Origin of the sequence: Burkholderia sp. THE68, from assembly GCF_009938265.1 — a bacterium.
In the GTDB taxonomy this organism is placed as follows: Bacteria; Pseudomonadota; Gammaproteobacteria; order Burkholderiales; family Burkholderiaceae; genus Caballeronia.
The window spans coordinates 631,263-649,284 of sequence record NZ_AP022317.1; the positions used below are offsets into that span (position 1 = coordinate 631,263).

Here is an 18,022-nt window from a genome sequence, read left to right on the forward strand (position 1 = left end):
CTGCGACTAGGGCTATAACCCGCGCTCATGACTCACGAGACGTCTTCCGCCTGATCGTGCTGCGCAAGCAGTTCTTCCATGAGCAGACGTGCGCCCGCGGATATCGGCGCGCCTCGTCGCGTGACCAGTTCATAAGGCTCGCTCTTCGATGAAAGCCTGAGCGGCAGCATGCCCGTCATGCCGTGGCGGGTGAAGAATTCCGCGACATCGACGGAGACGAGCGCGACGAAAGTCGGATTGCTTTGCAACAGAGAAAGCGTGGCAAAGGCCGACGTCGTCTCGACGAGATGTCGAGGAAAGCGGATTTCGGCCTCGCGGAATTCGCGTTCGAGCAGCATGCGCATCGGCATGTTGGCGCGATAGACGACCCATCGCACATCCACGAGATCCTTCAGATGCAGCTTGCGCGCGTTCTGAAACGGATGACTCAGGTTCGCGATGACGGCAAGCGTCTCGTCCTGCAGGTTGACGCTGTCATACAGAAACGGCGTCTGGCTGATGGTCGTGCGGCACACGGCGAGATCGAGCCGTCCCGCATCGATGAGACTCAGCAACGCGGCGCTCGTATCTTCGACGATCTCCACCGACATCTCCGCATGCCGCGTGACCAGCGACGAAATCGCTTCGATCACGCGCGGCACCGCACCCATGATGACGCCCACCGACACACGTCCGCCATGTCCTCGCATGATGCCGACGATTTCCTCGCGCAGATGCGCGACATCGGTATGAATGAGCCGCGCATAACGAATCACGCAGTGCCCGATGTCGTTCGGTTCGAGTCCGCGGCTCGTCCGGTTGAAAAGCGCCGTCCCGAAGGTCGTTTCGATCTCGTGCAACGCCTTGCTCGCGCCCGGCTGAGTGAGCGAAACCTGCTTGGCCGCGCTGAGCAGCGAGCCATGATCGGCCAGCGCGATGAGCAGACGCAACTGCTTCAGATGCAGCCGGGAAATGATCGAGTTGAGGGAAGGAGTCATGAAGCGAGTTGAGGAATAGTTATACCGCTATTCATTATTGTCAATTCCGGCCGTTTCGGCCGCTGCCTATACTGCCGCATCAAACCCGCATCGTACAAAGCTTCTGGCCTAACGTTAACCCGCATCGATAAGGGTTCCTTCTATTCGGGTTTTTATGTACCTATAACTGTCGATCAACATGGCCCTCATCAATTACATCACGCAGATACAGTTCGAGTTCGGCGCCTTGCGGCTTCTGAAGAGCGAATGCGAACGCGTCGGGATCCGCCGTCCGCTGATCGTGACGGATCGCGGCATCAGGGCGGCCGGCATCGTCGACAAGGTGCTGTCCGCGCTGGGCGCGGATCACGACGCGCCGGTCTATGACGGCACGCCGCCCAATCCAAACGAAGCGGCGGTGCGCGAAGCGGTCGCCGTGTTCGCCGATCGGCGATGCGACGGAATCATCGCGGTGGGCGGCGGCTCGTCGATCGATCTAGCGAAAGGCGTCGCCGTATGCGCGAGGCACGACGGCCCGTTGCAGAGCTTTGCCGTGATCGAAGGCGGCGCTACGCGCATCACGTCGGCCACCGCGCCCGTGATCGCGATTCCCACGACTGCCGGCACCGGCAGCGAAGTCGGACGCGGCGCGATCCTGATTCTCGACGACGGCAGAAAGGTCGGCGTGATATCGCCCTTCGTGGTGCCGAAGTCCGCCATCTGCGATCCCGAACTCACACTGATATTGCCCGCGACGATGACGGCCGCGACCGGCATGGACGCGATCGCGCATTGCATCGAGACGTTCATGGCGCCCGCGTTCAATCCCGCGGCGGACGGCATCGCACTCGACGGCCTGTGGCGCGCGTGGCGTCACATCGAGCGCGCCACGACGCATCCCGACGACAAAGTGGCGCGCATGAACATGATGAGCGCATCGATGCAGGGCGCGCTCGCGTTCCAGAAGGGCCTGGGATGCGTGCACAGCCTCAGTCATTCGCTCGGCGGCATCAATCCGCGTCTGCATCACGGAACGCTCAACGCGATCTTTCTGCCTGCCGTGATCGCGTTCAATCAGGATGCGCCGACGGTTCAGGAAGAAGGCAAGCTCGCACGGCTCGCGCAGGCGATGGGACTGGAGAATCCCGCGCACGTCGGGCCTTCGATCAGGGAGATGACGAGCCGCCTCGGCCTGCCCACGACGCTATCCGGCGTCGGCGTGACGCGCGAGATGTTCTCCGACATCGTGAAGGGCGCGTTGAAGGATCACAGCCACAAGACCAATCCGCGCGATGCATCGGACGTCGACTATCACGCGATGCTCGAAGCATCGTTCTGACCAGAGGAAGACATGGGAGACATGCTGACCATCGAGCGGGACGGCGATATCGCCGTCGTTTCGCTCGACAACCCCGCGAAGATGAACGCGCTCACGCTCTCGATGTGGCGCGATCTCGGCGCGGCGATGAATCGTCTGTCGGACGATGACGGCGTTCGATGCGTCGTGCTGCGCGGCGCCGGATCGAAAGCGTTCGCGGCGGGCGCGGACATCGGCGAGTTCGCCACGCTTCGCTCGAATCGCGAGCAGGCGCGCGCCTATGCCGCGATCACGACAGCCGCAATGGAGGCGATCGAGCAATGCCGTCATCCGGTCGTCGCCATGATTCACGGCGTGTGCGTCGGCGGCGGGCTCGAGATCGCGTCGCTCTGCGATATCCGCATCTGCGGCGAATCGAGCCGTTTCGGCGCGCCTGTCGGACAGCTCGGCCTCACGATGTCCTTTGCCGAACTCGGCGCGCTGATTCGTCTCGCGGGCCGTCCGGTCGCGATGGAGATCGTGCTCGAAGGACGCATCTTCAATGCGCAAGAAGCGCTCGCGAAAGGACTGACATCGCGCGTCGTCGCCGACGATGCCGTCGAGGAAGAAACCATTGCCACCGCACGGCGCATCGCGCGCGGCGCGCCGTTCGTCGCACGCTGGCACAAGCAAGCTGCGAACACGCTGACGCGATCGCCCGCACTATCCGCCGCCGATATCGAATCCGCCTTCGATTGCTTCGACACCGAGGATTTTCGCATCGGCGCGGAAGCATTCAATGCAAAACAGAAGCCAGTCTTCAAGGGAAAGTGAAATGGGTCCGCTGAGTGGGATGAAAGTGGTTGAACTCGCGCACATCATGTCCGGCCCGGTGTGCGGCATGATGCTCGCCGACATGGGCGCGGATGTGGTCAAGGTCGAGAAAGTGCCCGACGGCGACGATTCGCGCCGCTTCTCGCCGATTCTGCCGAGCGGCGAATCCGCGTCGTTCATGATCGTCAATCGCAACAAGCGCGGCATCGGCCTCAATCTGAAGAGTGAAGGCGGCCGCGAAGTCCTCAAGCGCCTGCTGGCGGACGCGGATGTGGTCACCGAGAACTATCGCGCCGGAACGATGGAGAAATTCGGCCTCGGCTATGACACGCTCAAGGAACTCAACCCGGGGCTGATCTACTGCGCGATTTCGGGTTTCGGCCGCACCGGTCCGTTCGGCGAGAAGGGCGGTTTCGACCTCATTGCGCAAGGCATGAGCGGCATGATGAGCATGACGGGCGAAGAGGGACGCGAGCCCGTCAAGGCCGGCTCGCCCGTGGCCGACATCAACTCGGGCATTCTCGCGGCGCTCGGCATCGCGGCGGCGTACGCGCAGAAGCTGCGCACCGGGCGCGGGCAGATGGTCGACACATCGCTCTTCGAAGCGGGCCTGCAGCAGATGTTCTGGCCAGCGGCGAGCTATCTCGCGGACGGCACCATTCTGCCGAAGATGGGGTCCGCCAATTCGACGAGCGCGCCGTATCAGGTCTTCAAGACGAGCGATGGCTGGATCAACATCGGCGCGGCCAATCAGAGCAACTACGAACGGCTGCTCGACGTGCTCGATGCGCCGGAACTCGCGAGCGACCCGCGCTTCACGACGAACGCGCTGCGGCTCGAGCATCGCGAGGCGCTCGTCGCGATCCTCAACGAACTGCTGGTGCGCCGAAGCACGGATGAATGGATGGCGCAGTTCGACCGCATCGGTCTGCCCGCGGGCCCGGTGCTCGATATCGCCGCGGCGCTCGCGCATCCGCAGACGATCGCGCGCGGGATGGTCGTCGAGACCGATCATCCGCTGGCCGGCAAGGTCCGAGGCCTCGGTCTGCCGATTCACTTCTCCGATGCGAAGCGTTCCGGAAGCCGTCCCGCACCGCTGCTCGGTCAGCACACGAGAGAAGTATTGAGGGAGTCGGGCTATTCGGCGGCGCAAGTCGATCGGCTGATCGAAGAGAAGGCAGTCGTGGCCTTGGCGCAATAACAGACGCGATCCATCGCGCATGACAGAGTTCAGGAGACAAACATGAGTCGAATCATCACGCGTCGGGATTTCCTGACGACGGCGGGACTTGCCGTGGCCGCCACGGCAACGGGCGTGAGCCTGCCGAGCCGCACATTCGCGCAGGCCGCGCCCATCGTCCTCAAATATGCGAGCAGCCTGCCGGATAGTCATCCGCTCAACGCACACATGCGCGAGGCCTCTGCCGCGATCAAAAAGGAGACGAACGGCCGCGTCGATCTTCAGGTCTTCGCGAACGCGCAGATGGGCGGCGACACCGACATGCTCTCGCAAGTCCGCGCGGGCGGCGTCGATTTCATTCCGCTGCCCGGCGCGATTCTTTCGACGCTCGTACCGGTTGCGTCGATCGAAAGCGTGCCTTTCGCCTTCAAGGACTACGACGCCGTGTGGGCCGCGATGGACGGCGATCTCGGCCGGCACGTGCGCGCCGAGGCGGCAAAGACCGGCCTCATCGCGATGGACAAGGTGTGGAACAACGGCTTCCGGCAGATCACGAGTTCGACGCGGCCCATCAGGACGCCCGCCGACCTGAAGGGCTTCAAGATCCGCGTGCTGGTCAGCCCGCTATGGACTTCGATGTTCAAGACCTTCGGCGCGGCGCCCACCGGCATCAGCATCAACGAGACGTACTCCGCGCTGCAGACGAAAGTCGTCGAAGGCCAGGAGAATCCGCTCGTCGTGGTGCAGTCGGCGCGCTTCTACGAGGTGCAGAAGTACTGCTCGCTGACGGGTCATATCTGGAATGGCTTCTGGCTGCTCGCGAGCGGCAAGACCTGGCCGAAGTTGCCGAAAGACGTGCAGGACATCGTCGCGCGCAACATCAATGAAGCGGCGATGAAGCAACGCGAGGAAGTCATCCGCCTCAACCAGAGTCTCGAGCCGATGCTCACGTCCAAGGGCGTCACGTTTAACAAGGTCGATCAGCAGGCGTTCCGCACCGACCTGCAGCAAAAGGGCTTCTACGCCGAGTGGAAGAAGAAATACGGCGATGCGGCGTGGACGCTGCTCGAGAAGTATTCCGGGCAGCTTTCGTGAGCAAGGAGCGGATCATGAGCACTGACGTTTCTTTGGGGGCCATGCCTGTGGCGAGCGCGAGCAAGCCGCTAGGGCCAGTTGCAAGAGCGGGCCACATTCTCGATGCCTGCATCCGCTGGTCGACCGAACTCTGCGCCGCGGCGCTGGTCGTGGCCGAGGTGGTGCTGCTGTTTGCCAACGTGTTCTGTCGATACGTGCTGCACGATCCGCTGATCTGGGGCGACGAGCTCGCGACACTGCTCTTCATCTGGCTCGCGATGCTGGGCACGGTGATCGCGTTGCGGCGCAACGAGCACATGCGGCTCACGACGTTCATCGCGCATCTGCAACCCGCGAGGCGCGCATTCGTCGATACCTTCGGCGCGGTGATCGTCATCGCGTTCATCATGATGCTGTTGTCGCCTGCGTGGGAGTACGTGTCGGAAGAATGGGCGATCACGAGCGCGGCGCTGGAAATCTCCAACGGTTATCGTGTCGCGGCGCTCGCGGTCGGTCTCACGCTGATGCTCGCGATTTCCGTCGCTCGTCTCATGGAGCAGGCGCGTGCGTTGCACTTCGTGATCTCGGCGCTCGCGGTCGGCGGCGTCGCGGCCGCGCTGATGACCTTCAAGGTCGCGATGACCGCGCTGGGCAACTGGAACCTCGTCATCTTCTTCGTCGTGGCTGTCGTGTTCATGGTGGTGATCGGCGTGCCGATCATGGTGGCGTTCGGGCTGTCGACCGTCGCGTATCTCAGTACGGTGACGGCGACACCCATGCTCGTCGTGATGGGCCGCATCGACGAAGGCATGTCGAGTCTGATCCTGCTCGCGATTCCGCTGTTCGTGTTCCTCGGCGCGCTCATCGAAGCGATGGGCATGGCGCAGGCGATGATCCGCTTTCTCGCGTCGCTGATCGGGCATTTCAAGGGCGGGCTCTCGTACGTGCTGATCGGCGCGATCTATCTGGTCAGCGGCATTTCGGGGTCCAAGGCTGCGGATATGGCCGCCGTCGCGCCGGCGCTTTTTCCCGAGATGAAGAAACGCGGCGAGGATGAAAACGAGCTGGTCGCGATGCTGAGCGCATCGGGCGCGATGTCGGAGACCATTCCGCCGAGTCTCGTGCTGATCACCATCGGCTCGGTGACGGGCGTATCGATCTCCGCTTTGTTCACGGGCGGCTTCATGCCGGCCGTCGTGGGCGCGCTCGCGATGATCGCCGTCATCTGGATGAAGAACCGCAAGCGCGAGCTGAAGGAAGTCGCGCGCGCGAAGCCGCGTGAAGTCGGCCGGGCATTTCTGTTCGCGCTGCCCGCGCTGGCGCTGCCGTTCGTGATTCGCGCGGCGGTCGTCGAGGGGATCGCCACGGCAACCGAAGTCGCATCGGTCGGCGTCGCCTATACGTTCGTGGTCGGTCTGATCTTCTATCGCTCGTTCAAGTGGAGCCGACTCTATCCGATCATCGTCGGCACGGCTTCGCTATCGGGCGCGATTCTGATCATCATCGGCTGTGCGACCGCGATGGCCTGGGCCTTGACGCAGTCGGGCTTCTCGCGCGAGCTTGCGCTGTTGATGTCGACAGCGCCCGGCGGTTCGATGGGCTTTCTGCTGATATCGGCGCTGGCGTTCGTGCTGCTCGGCAGCTTCCTCGAAGGCATTCCCGCGATCGTGCTGTTCGGCCCGCTGCTGTTCCCGGTGGCGCGCTCGCTCGGCATCAACGACGTCCACTACGCGATGGTCGCCATCTTCGCGATGGGCCTCGGGCTTTTCGCGCCGCCCTTCGGCGTGGGCTTCTATGCGGCCTGCGCGATTGCGAAGGTCGATCCGGACGGCGCGATGAAACGCGTGTGGCCGTATCTCGGAGCGCTCGCGGTTGCGCTGCTCGTGCTCGTCGCCGTGCCGTGGGTATCGACCGGCTTTCTCCCGGACCATTGATCGACCCATATCATGCACATGAAAGACATTGGGCCGGACCAGATTCCGATCATCGATGCACATCATCATCTCTGGGATCTTGCGACGGGACGTTATCCGTGGTTGCAGGACGATTACCACGACGCATTCTTCCTCGGCGATTACCGTGGCATCTGCCGCGACTTTCTTGCGGAGGACTATCTCGCGACGGTCGGCGCGCAACCGGTGATCGGCACGGTGCATGTCGAAGCCGAACGTGCCCGCGACGAACAGGTCGCCGAGACGCGCTGGCTCCACGAAGTGCATGACAGAGCCGGCTTTCCGAACGCCGTGATCGCACATGCGTGGTTCGATCGGCCCGACACCGAGGAGATTCTCGCGCAACACGCCGCGTATCCGCTCGTGCGCGGCATTCGCTCCAAGCCGGTGACGTCGCCTCGTCCTGATACGCCGCTCGACGATCGGCGCGGCACGATGCGGGACCCGGCGTGGCTGCGAGGCTTTGCGTTGCTCGACAAGTTCGGCTTTTCGTGGGACTTGCGCGTGCCGCCCTGGCATCTCGCCGACGCCGCCGACGTGGCGAGCGCGTTCCCGAACACGAAGATCGCGTTGAATCACACGGGCTTTCCGTGGGACCGGAGCGATGAAGGTCTCGCGCGCTGGCGACGCGGCATGGAACGGCTCGCGAGACAGTCGAACGTGTTCGTGAAGCTCTCGGAATTCGGCCTGAAAGATGCGCCTTGGAACTACGACGACAATCGCCGGATCGTCCTCGATGCGGTCTCGATCTTCGGCGTCGATCGTTGCATGTTCGCCAGCAACTTTCCCGTCGCGGGATTGAGGGTGAGTTATGACGTGCTCGTCGACAGCATGAGAACGATGCTCGAACCGCTCGGACGCGATGCGTCGGAAAAGATTTTCTACCGCAACGCGCTGCGGTTTTATCGCATGAAGGTTTAGGGATATCGCTCATGTCAGATGCAATGGAACTTCGCCGCCGCTTCCTCGAAACCGGCGCGGACGATGATTTGCCTATCGCCGATGCGCATCAACATTTCTTCGATGTCGAGCGCAATTACTATCCGTGGCTTGCCGACAAGCCGGTGAAGAACTTCCGCTACGGCAATTACGACAGCATCCGCCGCACCTTTTTGCCCGACGATTATTTTCGCGCGGCGGGGCATCACAGGATCGTGAAGACGGTGCTGATCGAAGGCGAATGGAATCCGGCCGATCCGCTGGGCGAATTGCGCTGGGTCGAATCGCTGCGGCGCGAACACGGCTTTCCGCACGCGATGAGCGGCCAGGCGTGGCTCGATCGTGAAGACGTCGATGAAGTCCTCGGCGTCTATGGCCGTCATCCGCTGGTCAAAGGCATTCGGCACAAGCCGGCCGCCGTGGCGCGCGCCGAGCACACGGACGGCTTCGCGGCGCCGGGATCGATGCGCGATCCGAAATGGCGTGACGGTTACACGAAGTTGCACGCGCATGGCCTGCTTTTCGAGTTGCAGGTTTTCTGGTGGCATTTCAACGAGGCCGCGGAACTGGCGCGTGATTTTCCATTCACGCAGATCGTCATCAATCATGGCGGGCTGCCCGCGGATCGATCGGAAGAAGGCTTGAGCGCGTGGCGCAGGGCGCTCGAAAAGGTCGCGCGGGAACCCAATGTGCACCTGAAGATTTCAGGAATCTGCATTCCCGGCGAGCGCTGGAGCGTGGAGGTGAACGGGCCGGTCGTGCGCGACGCGATCGATGTGTTCGGCACGCAGCGTTGCTCGTTCGCGAGCAACTATCCGGTGGACGGCGTGGTGGATCGCATGACCGATATCTTCGATGGTTTCAAGCAGATCGTGCGGGGGTATTCGGTCGAGGATCGCTTGCGGTTGTTTCATGACAATACCGCGCGGGTGTATGGGATCTGAGCGACCGCAGCGCGCGAGAGGACGTGCCGAGATGCTTGAATTGATGCTAAACTGCATCAATTGGATAATCTTGGAGAAATGCCGTGCGTACGACCGTGACGCTGGACGATGCGCTTTACGCAAAAGCGCTGGAGGTGGCTGATCCGGAAATGGACAAATCCGATCTCTTTCGGGAAGCGATCAAGACATTCGTGCGGGTGCAGGCGGCGAAGCGGCTTGCAGCATTGGGCGGGAGCGCGCCGGAGATGGGTGATATTGCGCGTCGTCGTGACGAGTCGGACGGGTCATGACGAGTGTGCTGATCGATACATCGGTGTGGGTGGATCACTTCCGTCATCGCAATGCTGCACTGGTCGAACTGATCGAGTGGGATCGGGCGTTGACGCATCCGATGGTGATAGGCGAGCTGGCCTGCGGGACACCGCCCGGGCCGCGCGTGCGGACGTTGAGCGATATTGGCCTGTTGCGGCAGGCTCAGCAGATCAGCGTTGAAGAGGTGATGGCGTTCATTGAGCGCGAAGCGCTTTACGGGCTCGGCTGCGGACTGGTCGACCTGATGCTGCTGGGCTCGGTGTTGATGACACCCGGGGCGCAAATCTGGACGCTCGATAAGCGCCTGATGGATATATCGGCGCGGTTTGGCGTGGCTTATCGGCCTCGCGTGCATTGATCGGACCGGCGTACACTATTCTCGCGGTGTCCCTGCCGCAGAAGGAGGTTGCGATGAGATTCGCCGAGATATTCAAGCGCTCGAAGCGGGGCGCCACGGTCACGCAAGCCGGAGACGCGGAGCCTCACCACGAGGAGCACGCCAGGTCGGTCCAGAAGCAGGCGAAGAAACTGTGGGACGTCATCGGCCGCAATCGTCACAAGAGCGCGAAGTGGCACTAGCCTGACACGAGGCGGGCCCGGGACGCCAACGTTCCGGGCCCTGACACAACTCCCCCAGCGGTTCCAACCAATCCCCCTCTCCCTGCGAAGCGCCCTTCGCGACACACCCCCATCCCGTTCGCGCGAAACGAAGCGCCATTCGCCCGCGCTCCTCGCACTCATCGCTGGAACCCTTGCGGGACAAGGCTCTCGCTGCTCCCTTCAAACTGGCACGGCCCCTGCAAATAGGGCTGCGTGCGAGCTTCGAGTCTCGCCAACCAGCGCAAAGGAGCGACAAAATGCACGATATCGGAAGTTCCCGGCCCACCGGATGGGGCCCCGGCTATAACGAGTTTGAGCAGGAACTGTCGGCCGAAGCGGCAGGGGAAATGGCTCAGGAATTCGAGAATGAAAGCGAATTCGAATCGGAGTTCGAAGTCGGCGAAAACGAGTTCGAGAACGAATTCGAAAGCGAAGTCTCGGGCGAAATGCAGGAGATGGAGCTCGCCGCCGAACTACTCGCCGTCAGCAACGAACAGGAGATGGAGCAATTTCTCGGCGGGCTGATCAAATCCGTCGGGCGCGCGGCGACCAGCTTCGCGAAATCGTCGGCAGGCAAGGCGCTCGGCGGCATCCTGCGCTCCGCCGCGAAGTCCGCCCTGCCGATCGTCGGCAGCGCGCTCGGCAACTTCGTCGTGCCCGGCGCGGGCGGTCTGATCGGCGGCAAGCTCGCGAGCATGGCGGGCAGCGCGCTCGGTCTCGAACTCGAAGGCCTCAGCAACGAGGACCGCGAATTCGAAGTCGCGCGCCGCCTCGTACGCATCGGTCAGCATGCCACCCATCATCTCGCGTCGATGCCGCAGCAGATGCCGCCCGCCCGCGCCGCGCGCATCGCGTTCCTGCGTGCCGCGCGTCAGGTCGCGCCGGGGCTGCTGCCGGCAATGCGCGCGATCTCGCGCAACGGCATCGCGGCCGCGCGTCAGGCGCCGCTGCCGATCTTCGGCGCGCCGGCCCGCCGCTATCCCGTCGCGCGCATGGCATCCGGCGCGTATTACGACGGCGGCATGAGCGCACCCGCCTATGACGGCGTCGCGCCCGCCGCGCCCGTCGCGAGCGCGCCGTGTCCGAGCTGCGGCACGCATACGCAGGCCGCGATTCCCCAGGGCGGCCAATGGCGGCGTTCGCGCAACGGGCGCGCCATCATCCTCTATCTGAGCCCGCGCCGCGTGGCGTACTGAACCGCGAGGCTCGAACGCGATGAACCCGTGCCACGACGCGCTGCGTCTGCTCGAACAGGAAGCGCTCGGCATCCGGGCGCGGCTCGACGCGCAACTCCCGTACGCCCTGCAGATGCCGATGGTCCCCGCCGCGAACGTCAGCGACGAGGCGATGTCCGCCATAGAACGGCACATGCAGGCGGCCCGCCAGCAACTGCGCAAGCGCATCGCGCAATTTCTGCGGCAGTTGCGCGCGCTCGCCGCCACGCCCGCGAACGTCGCCCGCGCGCAGCGCCGCTATGCGCTCCTGAAGCTGTACTTCCACGCCGCGCTCACGCACTTCGAGATCTTCGCGGAGGTGCTCACGCAGCGCAGTCAGCACGGCACCGGCGTCTGGCTCGCGGGCCTCGATGTCGCCGCGCAGGACGGGCTGCGTCAGCCGGGCGTGCCGGTCGCGCCGCCGCCCGTCATCTGCTATGTGGAGCGCGGTCACGGCGGCGCGATCCGGCGCGCGCGCACGCGCTTGCCAGGCGGCGGCGACAACCCCGTCGCGGTGATCCGCATGCCGCGCGAGCGGATGGTCGGCACGGGCATCGCGGCGTCGCTGTATCACGAGGTGGGCCATCAGGCCTCGGCGCTGCTCGATCTCGCCAACACGTACAAGCGCGCGTCGCCGTCGCGCTTCGCACAGGGGCCTACGATCTGGCGCGCCTGGGATCGCTGGATCGGAGAGATCGTCGCGGACCTGTGGGCGGTGTCGCGCGTGGGCATCGCGGCGAGCGTCGGACTGATGAGCGTGGTGAGCCTGCCGCGCGCGTTCGTCACGCGCATCAATCTCGACGATCCGCATCCCGCGCCGTGGATACGCGTGAAGCTTTCTGTCGCGATGGGCCGCGCGCTGTATCCGCATCCGCAGTGGAGCGCGCTCGAAGCGGTGTGGGAGCGGCTCTATCCGCGCATGCAGATGAGCGCCGCGCAGCGCGCCGCCTTCGATGCCCTGTCGCGGGAGATTCCGCGCTTCGTCGCCGTGCTGCTGTCGCTGCGGCCGCCGGCATTGCGCGGCCGCACGATCGGCGCGGCGCTCAGTCTGCCGGACCGTCATCCCGACGCGCTGCTCGCACTCTGGCAACGCGTGAAGGCCCGGCCGCAGCAACTGCTCGCCGATACACCGACGCTCTCGTTCGCCGTTCTCGGGCAAGCGCGCTACAGCGGTCTGCTGCCCGCGCAGACCGAGTTGAAGGTGATCGCCGAACTGCTGCAGCGCTGGGCGCTCGCGGGCTATCTGCCGTGGCGCGCGGGCAGTACGCAACTGAGCGTCGCGCTCAATCAGCGAAGACCGCCGTCGATCCCGCCACCCGCGAATCCGTTGCACGCAAACCCATTCGCCCTTTACGCATGAACCCATGATTCTCTGAAGGAGAACAACGATGAGTACCATCCCATTCCCGGGCGTGCTGCAACTGAAAGTGGACCAGGACGATCCCGACAACCCCGGCAAGTTCACCGTGCAGATACCCGTCGAGACGCTCGCCGCGACGGAGCGCAGCGCGAAGGGGCCGCTGCGCCGCGCGAGCCATGCGGCCGCCGGCCCGGCGAGCGTGGTCGCGGGCGGCCCGGCGCTCGTGCGTACCATCACGCTTTTCGCGAATCCGGAGACGACCAGCGAAACCAGCGCGGGCGACCTGCTCGTGCAACTGGCCGACGCGATCAAGGGCATCGTGACATCGCAAACGTCGCCGACCGACGTCATGCGTATCGCGGGGCATCTGCTGAGCGGCGACAGCGTGAAGCTAACCGGCACGCATACGCCGCCGGCGACCTCGGCGGCGGTATCGGTGGCAGCGGCGCAGGCCGCGAGCGCGCCGACCATCGCGATGGCCACGCGCAATCCGCTGAACCCGCTGAACCCGATGAACCCGGCGCTGACCGAATCGACGAGCCTTGCGGTCGCGCCCGATCGCGCCATGACCGTGCATGACGAGACGGGCACGCAGATCGCCCTGCCGGTCGACGACGACGCCGGCGATGAAATCGCCGAGCGCTCCGGTGTCGTCGACGACAAATCGCTGTTCGGCGTGGTGACGCCGGTCACGATGCGCCGCTCGACACTGCCGCTCACCGCCGATGTCGCGCTGTGGATTCTCATCAAGCGCAACGCGGACACGCTGTCGTGGGACAACTACACGCGCAATCTCGATCTGCTGTTCTTCCCCGATCCGAAAGCGAAAGGCAAACAGCCGCAACTCTATCCGGAAGCGTCGCGGCTGAGCCACCGGCGCTTTCTGCCCTTCACCGACACCGACGCCTATCGGGCGCTGAAGGTCGCGACCGAGGCGTTCGTCGTGACGTGGGGCGCGGTGGTGCCGGGCGGGCCGGAGTCCGCCAAGGTCATCACGCTCTTGCAGGGCGACGACAGCGCGCGATTGCTCGCCAACGAGCGCCTCGGGCTGAAGCTTTCCCCGATGGACGTGAAAGACCTCGCGAAGATGTATCTCACGGAAAATCGCGACCTGAATGAGTCGCCGTCCGTGCCGTATCTCGAACGCATCGTGAGCCAGTTGCAGGGCACCGGCGCGGGCGAGGTCGCGCAGGCGGCGCAAGCGGTGGTCTACGAGCAGGGCGGCATGGGCTGCAACGAGAAGTGCCTGTGGCTCACGCAGTGGAACAACGACTTTTCCGCCAAGCTCATGCATCCGCCGCTCATCGAGCTGATCTGGAGCTACTGGATGGAAGAGCTTCAGCTCGTGCAGACGATGAACGCGGTCTCGCGACGTTTCCAGAATATTTCGAGCGGCCCGCGCGATCCGCTCGCGCAACTGGAGCTCGATTCGCTGCGGCCGCTGAACAACCTCATCTGGGGCTGGGTGCAGGACGAGCAGCATCGTCTGCCGATCGAGCGGCGCGCGGCGGAGTACGCGCATCAATACGGCCTGCAACTGTTCGGCCGCGCGGTGCCGAAAGTCCGCACCGCCGACAATCGCAGCCGCTTCCTCGGCGCGTTCCACACGCTCCTGAACCTGTGCGTGCCGTTCTTCCGGCAGGCCGACGACACCACCGTCGTGCCCGACGGCTTCCCGATCCTGAACGCGCTGCGCGAAGTGCATTTGATCCTGTCGGAAGGCGCGCACAACCAGTTCCTCGATCTGCCGACCACCTCGCGCATCGAGATGATGATGCAGCAGTGGCTGCTCGCGCGGCCCGAGTTCCGCGAGTATCTGCCGCGCCGCGCGATGGTCGCGTATCCGGAACCGTGGATGCATTCCGTGGAAAGCATGCGCAAGCTGCAAGGCTGGGGCGACACCAACACGTTCCAGTTCTGGCAACTCGCGACGATGGGCGAGCAGATCGTCTCGTCGATCCGCTGGGGCGACTGGAACTCGATCAACGATCCGGCCAACGCCGCGAACTGGGCCACGTTCTTCCGGCCGGAGATCCAGGCGTACATCCACTCGTATCGCGCGGTGACGGGCGTGGACGTGAGCGCAGAACCGGTCGATGTGCAGGTGCCCGGCATCCACCTGATGAGGCGTCTGCGCGAGCGGCGCGGCAGCCTCGCGGCGTAGAGCGAAGCGAGGCGCGCGATGATCGACTTCGCCTCCGCGCTGTATCTCGGCATGCGGCATCCGGCGGGCGCGCTCGGCGGCTGGGAGGCGCTCACCACCGGCCTGCCCGCCGCGCTGGCGGCCGCGCCGCTCGCCCGCCGCGTCGCCGCCGACGCCGCCGCGCTGCAGGGCACGGAAGCGGGCATGGTCGGCGCATCGACGCTGCATCTGGCGATCGACGCGTTCGACCGGCTCGGCCGCACCCACGCGCTGATCGCCGACGACGCGCTCTACCCCGTGATGCGCTGGGCGCTCGAACGCATGATGGGCCGCGGCGTGCCGGTCGCGTGGTTCAGGCATGGCGACGCCGCCGATCTCGCGCGCAGGCTCGCGCGGCGCGCGTCGGCGCGCCCGCCCGCCGTCGTCACCGATGCGACCGTCGGCGACGGCGCGCCCGCGCCCATTGCACGGTACGTGGACGCGGTGCGGCGCGAAGGCGGCCTCGTGCTCGTCGATCACAGTCAGGTGCTCGGGCTGACCGGCGAGCGCGCCGCGCCGCGCAGCCCGTGGGGACAGGGCGGCGGCGGCGCATTGCGGCACGCCGCGTTGCCCGCGCCGTCGCGGCAGCCGGTGCTGCTGCTCGCGTCATGGGCGAAAGCGTTCGGCGCGCCGCTCGCAACGCTGTGCGGCCCGGCCGCGCTGATCAACGACATCGCCCGCGACGGGCCCGCGCAATCGCATTGCAGTCCCGCGAGCGCGGTGGCGCTGCTCGCCGCGCTCGATGCGCTCGCGATCAACCGGCGCGCAGGCGCGCGGCTGCGTCTGCGGCTGTTGCACCGGCTGCATCGGCTGCATGACGGGCTGCGTGCGCTCGCAGCTTGCGCCGTTCCCGATCTGCATCTGTCGGGCCGATGGCATCCGCTGCAACGGCTCTGTTTCGCGAGCGACGAACGCGCGCTCGCGCTGCATGCGGGCCTGAGCGCGTGCGGCATACGCACCGCGCTCCTGCGTCAGCGCGGTGGCGGCTATGCGCTGATCGTCATCGCGCGCACGGATCATCGCACCGCCGACATCGACGCGCTGCTCGATGCGATCGCGTCGCTCGCGCCCAGCCTTCCCGGTGCGCGACGTAGCGCGCCGCGCATCAACGCATACAAGGAGATCGAGCATGTTCAAGACCGCTGACGGACACACCCTGGAGCTTGCGCCGTGGCGCATGCGGCGGTTCATGCGGCTCGTCGCGCAGACGCGGCGCGCGCCGCCCGGAACGACCTCCCGCACGATCACGCAGGACCTGCAGATTCTGTTGCGGCGCGCACGGCGCGTGGACGCGGGTCCGAATCGCCGTGTCGCGCGCTTCGAAAGCTCGGGCGCATGCTGCCGCGCGTGCTTTCTCGCGCGACAGAAGCGCGATGCGATGGAGATCGTCGCGCTCGCGGTCGCGCCGGGCGCGCATCTCTACGAACACGAGTTCGAAGCGCTCGAACAGGAACTCGAGAACTTCGAACTCGAACTCGAAGTCGAGCGCGCGGCGAATCTCGATCTGAACTGGAAGCACTACAAGACCCTGCGCGGCGCGGCGGCCAATGCCCGTGGAATCGGCGTGTATATCCTGATGCGCGGCAGCCGGCCGATCTATGTCGGCAAATCGAAGGATCTCGGCAAGCGGCTCGGGAAGCATCGCCTCTATGCACGCCAGCATGAATCCGATCTGAACGTATGGATCACCAACACGCCGCTCGCCTCGGACGCGGCCGCGCTCGAGCATGTGCTGGTGCGCGCGCTGCGCACGCGCGTGACCAACAGCAAGCTCAAGGTCGCGCTGATGGTCGGCAAGGGCGGCCTCAGGATCGGCAACCTCCTGCCGCCGGGCATCGCGTCGGCGAAGGCGCCGGGCAAGGCGATCGATCTGGCGCAGGGCAGCACATTCGAGCTTGCGCCATGATCATCGACTTCCATGTGCACGCCGGTCAGGGCGACGGCATGACCGGACCGTGGGACACCACCGCGCCGCTTGCCGCCTATGCGCGCCGGGCGACGCGCGCGGGCATCGCGCGTTCGGTGCTGCTGCCGGTGTTTCAATCCGACTACGCGCGCGGCAACCGCGATGTCGCGGCGATTGTGCGCGCGGACCCGCAGCGCTGGATCGGCTTTGCGATGGTGCATGCCGAGCGCGACCGCGAGCGGATTCATCGCATGATCGAGGAAGCCGTGCTGATGCTGGGCCTGCGCGGCATCAAGGTGCATCGGCACGATGCGCGGATTCATCGGCAGGTCTGCGATGCCGCGCAACGCTGGAACCTGCCGGTGCTTTACGATCCCGGCGGCGAGACGGGAGGGCTCGAACTGCTCGCGCAGACGCATCCGAATGTGGCGTTCGTGTTCGCGCATCTCGGCAGCTTCGCCGATGACTGGGCGGCGCAGCGGCGTGTCATCGATTTGATCGTTCGATATCCGAATCTGTTTGCAGATACTTCGGGCGTGCGGCGTTTCGATCTGCTTGAGGAAGCGTTTCATCGTGCGGGGCCGCGCAAGCTGCTGTTCGGTACTGATGGGCCGTGGTTGCATCCGGGGCTTGAACTCGCGAAGATCCGCGCGCTTGATCCGTCGCGTGAAGCGTTCGATGCCATTGCGGGCGGCAATGCGATGCGGCTGCTTGCGCGCGCGCGAATACTGGCCGCGCCGCGTGCGGCAGCTCATTGACGCGCTTTGAGGTTTTTCGCCGGATCCCGCTTTCCTGTTGGTTTATTAGCGTTGCCCCTGTGCGGGGCGGCAGTCACTTTCTTTGCTGCTGCAAAGAAAGTAACCAAAGAAAGCAGCTCGATACGCCCGCGGTCATACGCAATTTGGGCATTCTTCTCCTCGCTCGTGGCCTCTGTAGCGAGTGCCCTCGTAGGCCTAACCGGGCTTGGACCGCGCACGGTCTGACTAGCCAGTTCTTTAAGCGCGCTGGTTCAGCACGAAATAGCTTCGGCACAGCGCTGCGCGCTGCCGATGGGTATGCGAGGAAAACCGCCGAAAAAAGAGAAACGCAGAAGCACACGCAAACCCGATGGACCGGTCGGCCGCGTAGCGGGCCGGAGCCATTTCGTGCTGAACCAGTCTGTTATGTGGTGCGATGTTTCAGACCGTGCGCGGTCCAAGCCCGGTCTGGCCTTTGAGGGCACTCGCTACTGCTGTGCCAAGACTGATCGCCTGTGCCGCGGCCGGCGTGAAG

The 18,022-nt window shown here is 64.9% G+C and carries 17 protein-coding genes; 16 read left to right on the plus strand and 1 reads right to left on the minus strand.

Annotation, left to right across the window (positions count from 1 at the left end):
* Positions 1-32: 32 nt before the first annotated feature.
* Positions 33-977, minus strand: a complete 945-nt coding sequence (locus BTHE68_RS24215) for a LysR substrate-binding domain-containing protein (RefSeq protein ID WP_162068821.1) — start codon at positions 975-977, stop codon at positions 33-35.
* 178 nt (positions 978-1,155) lie between these two features.
* Between BTHE68_RS24215 and gbd the strand changes: the two genes are divergently transcribed.
* The 16 genes from gbd (at position 1,156) to BTHE68_RS24290 (ending at position 17,508) form a co-directional block, all read left to right on the plus strand.
* Complete coding sequence (gene gbd, locus BTHE68_RS24220) at positions 1,156-2,295, plus strand: 4-hydroxybutyrate dehydrogenase (RefSeq protein ID WP_162068822.1); 1,140 nt, start codon at positions 1,156-1,158, stop codon at positions 2,293-2,295.
* A gap of 12 nt (positions 2,296-2,307) precedes the next feature.
* A complete protein-coding gene (locus BTHE68_RS24225) occupies positions 2,308-3,087 on the plus strand; it encodes an enoyl-CoA hydratase/isomerase family protein (protein ID WP_162068823.1) in 780 nt (259 codons plus the stop codon).
* A 19-nt stretch (positions 3,088-3,106) separates the two neighbouring features.
* Positions 3,107-4,288, plus strand: a complete 1,182-nt coding sequence (locus tag BTHE68_RS24230) for a CaiB/BaiF CoA transferase family protein (protein WP_197919704.1) — start codon at positions 3,107-3,109, stop codon at positions 4,286-4,288.
* A 42-nt stretch (positions 4,289-4,330) separates the two neighbouring features.
* Positions 4,331-5,362, plus strand: a complete 1,032-nt coding sequence (locus tag BTHE68_RS24235) for a TRAP transporter substrate-binding protein (RefSeq protein ID WP_162068825.1) — start codon at positions 4,331-4,333, stop codon at positions 5,360-5,362.
* Between the two features lie 14 nt (positions 5,363-5,376).
* Positions 5,377-7,275, plus strand: coding sequence for a TRAP transporter large permease (locus tag BTHE68_RS24240; protein ID WP_197919706.1), 1,899 nt, complete (start codon positions 5,377-5,379; stop codon positions 7,273-7,275).
* A 12-nt stretch (positions 7,276-7,287) separates the two neighbouring features.
* Positions 7,288-8,214, plus strand: coding sequence for an amidohydrolase family protein (locus tag BTHE68_RS24245; protein ID WP_162068826.1), 927 nt, complete (start codon positions 7,288-7,290; stop codon positions 8,212-8,214).
* Between the two features lie 11 nt (positions 8,215-8,225).
* Positions 8,226-9,176 (plus strand): amidohydrolase family protein, encoded by a 951-nt coding sequence (locus BTHE68_RS24250; protein ID WP_162068827.1) that lies wholly within the window; start codon positions 8,226-8,228, stop codon positions 9,174-9,176.
* 83 nt (positions 9,177-9,259) lie between these two features.
* Complete coding sequence (locus tag BTHE68_RS24255; RefSeq protein WP_162068828.1) at positions 9,260-9,466, plus strand: type II toxin-antitoxin system VapB family antitoxin; 207 nt, start codon at positions 9,260-9,262, stop codon at positions 9,464-9,466.
* Positions 9,463-9,846, plus strand: a complete 384-nt coding sequence (locus tag BTHE68_RS24260; RefSeq protein ID WP_162068829.1) for a type II toxin-antitoxin system VapC family toxin — start codon at positions 9,463-9,465, stop codon at positions 9,844-9,846. The genes BTHE68_RS24255 and BTHE68_RS24260 overlap by 4 nt, the downstream gene beginning before the upstream one ends.
* Before the next feature lie 53 nt (positions 9,847-9,899).
* Complete coding sequence (locus BTHE68_RS36655; RefSeq protein ID WP_167390482.1) at positions 9,900-10,067, plus strand: hypothetical protein; 168 nt, start codon at positions 9,900-9,902, stop codon at positions 10,065-10,067.
* A 278-nt stretch (positions 10,068-10,345) separates the two neighbouring features.
* Positions 10,346-11,284, plus strand: coding sequence for a hypothetical protein (locus tag BTHE68_RS24265; protein ID WP_162068830.1), 939 nt, complete (start codon positions 10,346-10,348; stop codon positions 11,282-11,284).
* 19 nt (positions 11,285-11,303) lie between these two features.
* Positions 11,304-12,662, plus strand: coding sequence for a hypothetical protein (locus BTHE68_RS24270; RefSeq protein ID WP_162068831.1), 1,359 nt, complete (start codon positions 11,304-11,306; stop codon positions 12,660-12,662).
* Between the two features lie 28 nt (positions 12,663-12,690).
* Positions 12,691-14,826 (plus strand): 8-amino-7-oxononanoate synthase, encoded by a 2,136-nt coding sequence (locus tag BTHE68_RS24275; protein WP_232078044.1) that lies wholly within the window; start codon positions 12,691-12,693, stop codon positions 14,824-14,826.
* 18 nt (positions 14,827-14,844) lie between these two features.
* Positions 14,845-15,990 (plus strand): aminotransferase class I/II-fold pyridoxal phosphate-dependent enzyme, encoded by a 1,146-nt coding sequence (locus BTHE68_RS24280; RefSeq protein ID WP_162068832.1) that lies wholly within the window; start codon positions 14,845-14,847, stop codon positions 15,988-15,990.
* Positions 15,974-16,750, plus strand: a complete 777-nt coding sequence (locus BTHE68_RS24285; protein ID WP_162068833.1) for a GIY-YIG nuclease family protein — start codon at positions 15,974-15,976, stop codon at positions 16,748-16,750. The genes BTHE68_RS24280 and BTHE68_RS24285 overlap by 17 nt, the downstream gene beginning before the upstream one ends.
* Positions 16,747-17,508 carry an amidohydrolase family protein gene (locus BTHE68_RS24290; protein ID WP_162068834.1) on the plus strand — a complete coding sequence of 254 codons (762 nt, stop codon included), beginning with the start codon at positions 16,747-16,749 and terminating at the stop codon, positions 17,506-17,508. The genes BTHE68_RS24285 and BTHE68_RS24290 overlap by 4 nt, the downstream gene beginning before the upstream one ends.
* The last annotated feature ends 514 nt before the right edge of the window (positions 17,509-18,022 follow it).

What these genes read in the sequence shown, in the direction of transcription:
- BTHE68_RS24215 (WP_162068821.1), bottom strand. Translation starts at nt 977, where the DNA reads ATGACTCCTTCCCTCAACTCGATCATTTCCCGGCTGCATCTGAAGCAG.
- gbd (WP_162068822.1), top strand. Translation starts at nt 1,156, where the DNA reads ATGGCCCTCATCAATTACATCACGCAGATACAGTTCGAGTTCGGCGCC.
- BTHE68_RS24225 (WP_162068823.1), top strand. Translation starts at nt 2,308, where the DNA reads ATGGGAGACATGCTGACCATCGAGCGGGACGGCGATATCGCCGTCGTT.
- BTHE68_RS24230 (WP_197919704.1), top strand. Translation starts at nt 3,107, where the DNA reads ATGAAAGTGGTTGAACTCGCGCACATCATGTCCGGCCCGGTGTGCGGC.
- BTHE68_RS24235 (WP_162068825.1), top strand. Translation starts at nt 4,331, where the DNA reads ATGAGTCGAATCATCACGCGTCGGGATTTCCTGACGACGGCGGGACTT.
- BTHE68_RS24240 (WP_197919706.1), top strand. Translation starts at nt 5,377, where the DNA reads ATGAGCACTGACGTTTCTTTGGGGGCCATGCCTGTGGCGAGCGCGAGC.
- BTHE68_RS24245 (WP_162068826.1), top strand. Translation starts at nt 7,288, where the DNA reads ATGCACATGAAAGACATTGGGCCGGACCAGATTCCGATCATCGATGCA.
- BTHE68_RS24250 (WP_162068827.1), top strand. Translation starts at nt 8,226, where the DNA reads ATGTCAGATGCAATGGAACTTCGCCGCCGCTTCCTCGAAACCGGCGCG.
- BTHE68_RS24260 (WP_162068829.1), top strand. Translation starts at nt 9,463, where the DNA reads ATGACGAGTGTGCTGATCGATACATCGGTGTGGGTGGATCACTTCCGT.
- BTHE68_RS36655 (WP_167390482.1), top strand. Translation starts at nt 9,900, where the DNA reads ATGAGATTCGCCGAGATATTCAAGCGCTCGAAGCGGGGCGCCACGGTC.
- BTHE68_RS24265 (WP_162068830.1), top strand. Translation starts at nt 10,346, where the DNA reads ATGCACGATATCGGAAGTTCCCGGCCCACCGGATGGGGCCCCGGCTAT.
- BTHE68_RS24270 (WP_162068831.1), top strand. Translation starts at nt 11,304, where the DNA reads ATGAACCCGTGCCACGACGCGCTGCGTCTGCTCGAACAGGAAGCGCTC.
- BTHE68_RS24275 (WP_232078044.1), top strand. Translation starts at nt 12,691, where the DNA reads ATGAGTACCATCCCATTCCCGGGCGTGCTGCAACTGAAAGTGGACCAG.
- BTHE68_RS24280 (WP_162068832.1), top strand. Translation starts at nt 14,845, where the DNA reads ATGATCGACTTCGCCTCCGCGCTGTATCTCGGCATGCGGCATCCGGCG.
- BTHE68_RS24285 (WP_162068833.1), top strand. Translation starts at nt 15,974, where the DNA reads ATGTTCAAGACCGCTGACGGACACACCCTGGAGCTTGCGCCGTGGCGC.
- BTHE68_RS24290 (WP_162068834.1), top strand. Translation starts at nt 16,747, where the DNA reads ATGATCATCGACTTCCATGTGCACGCCGGTCAGGGCGACGGCATGACC.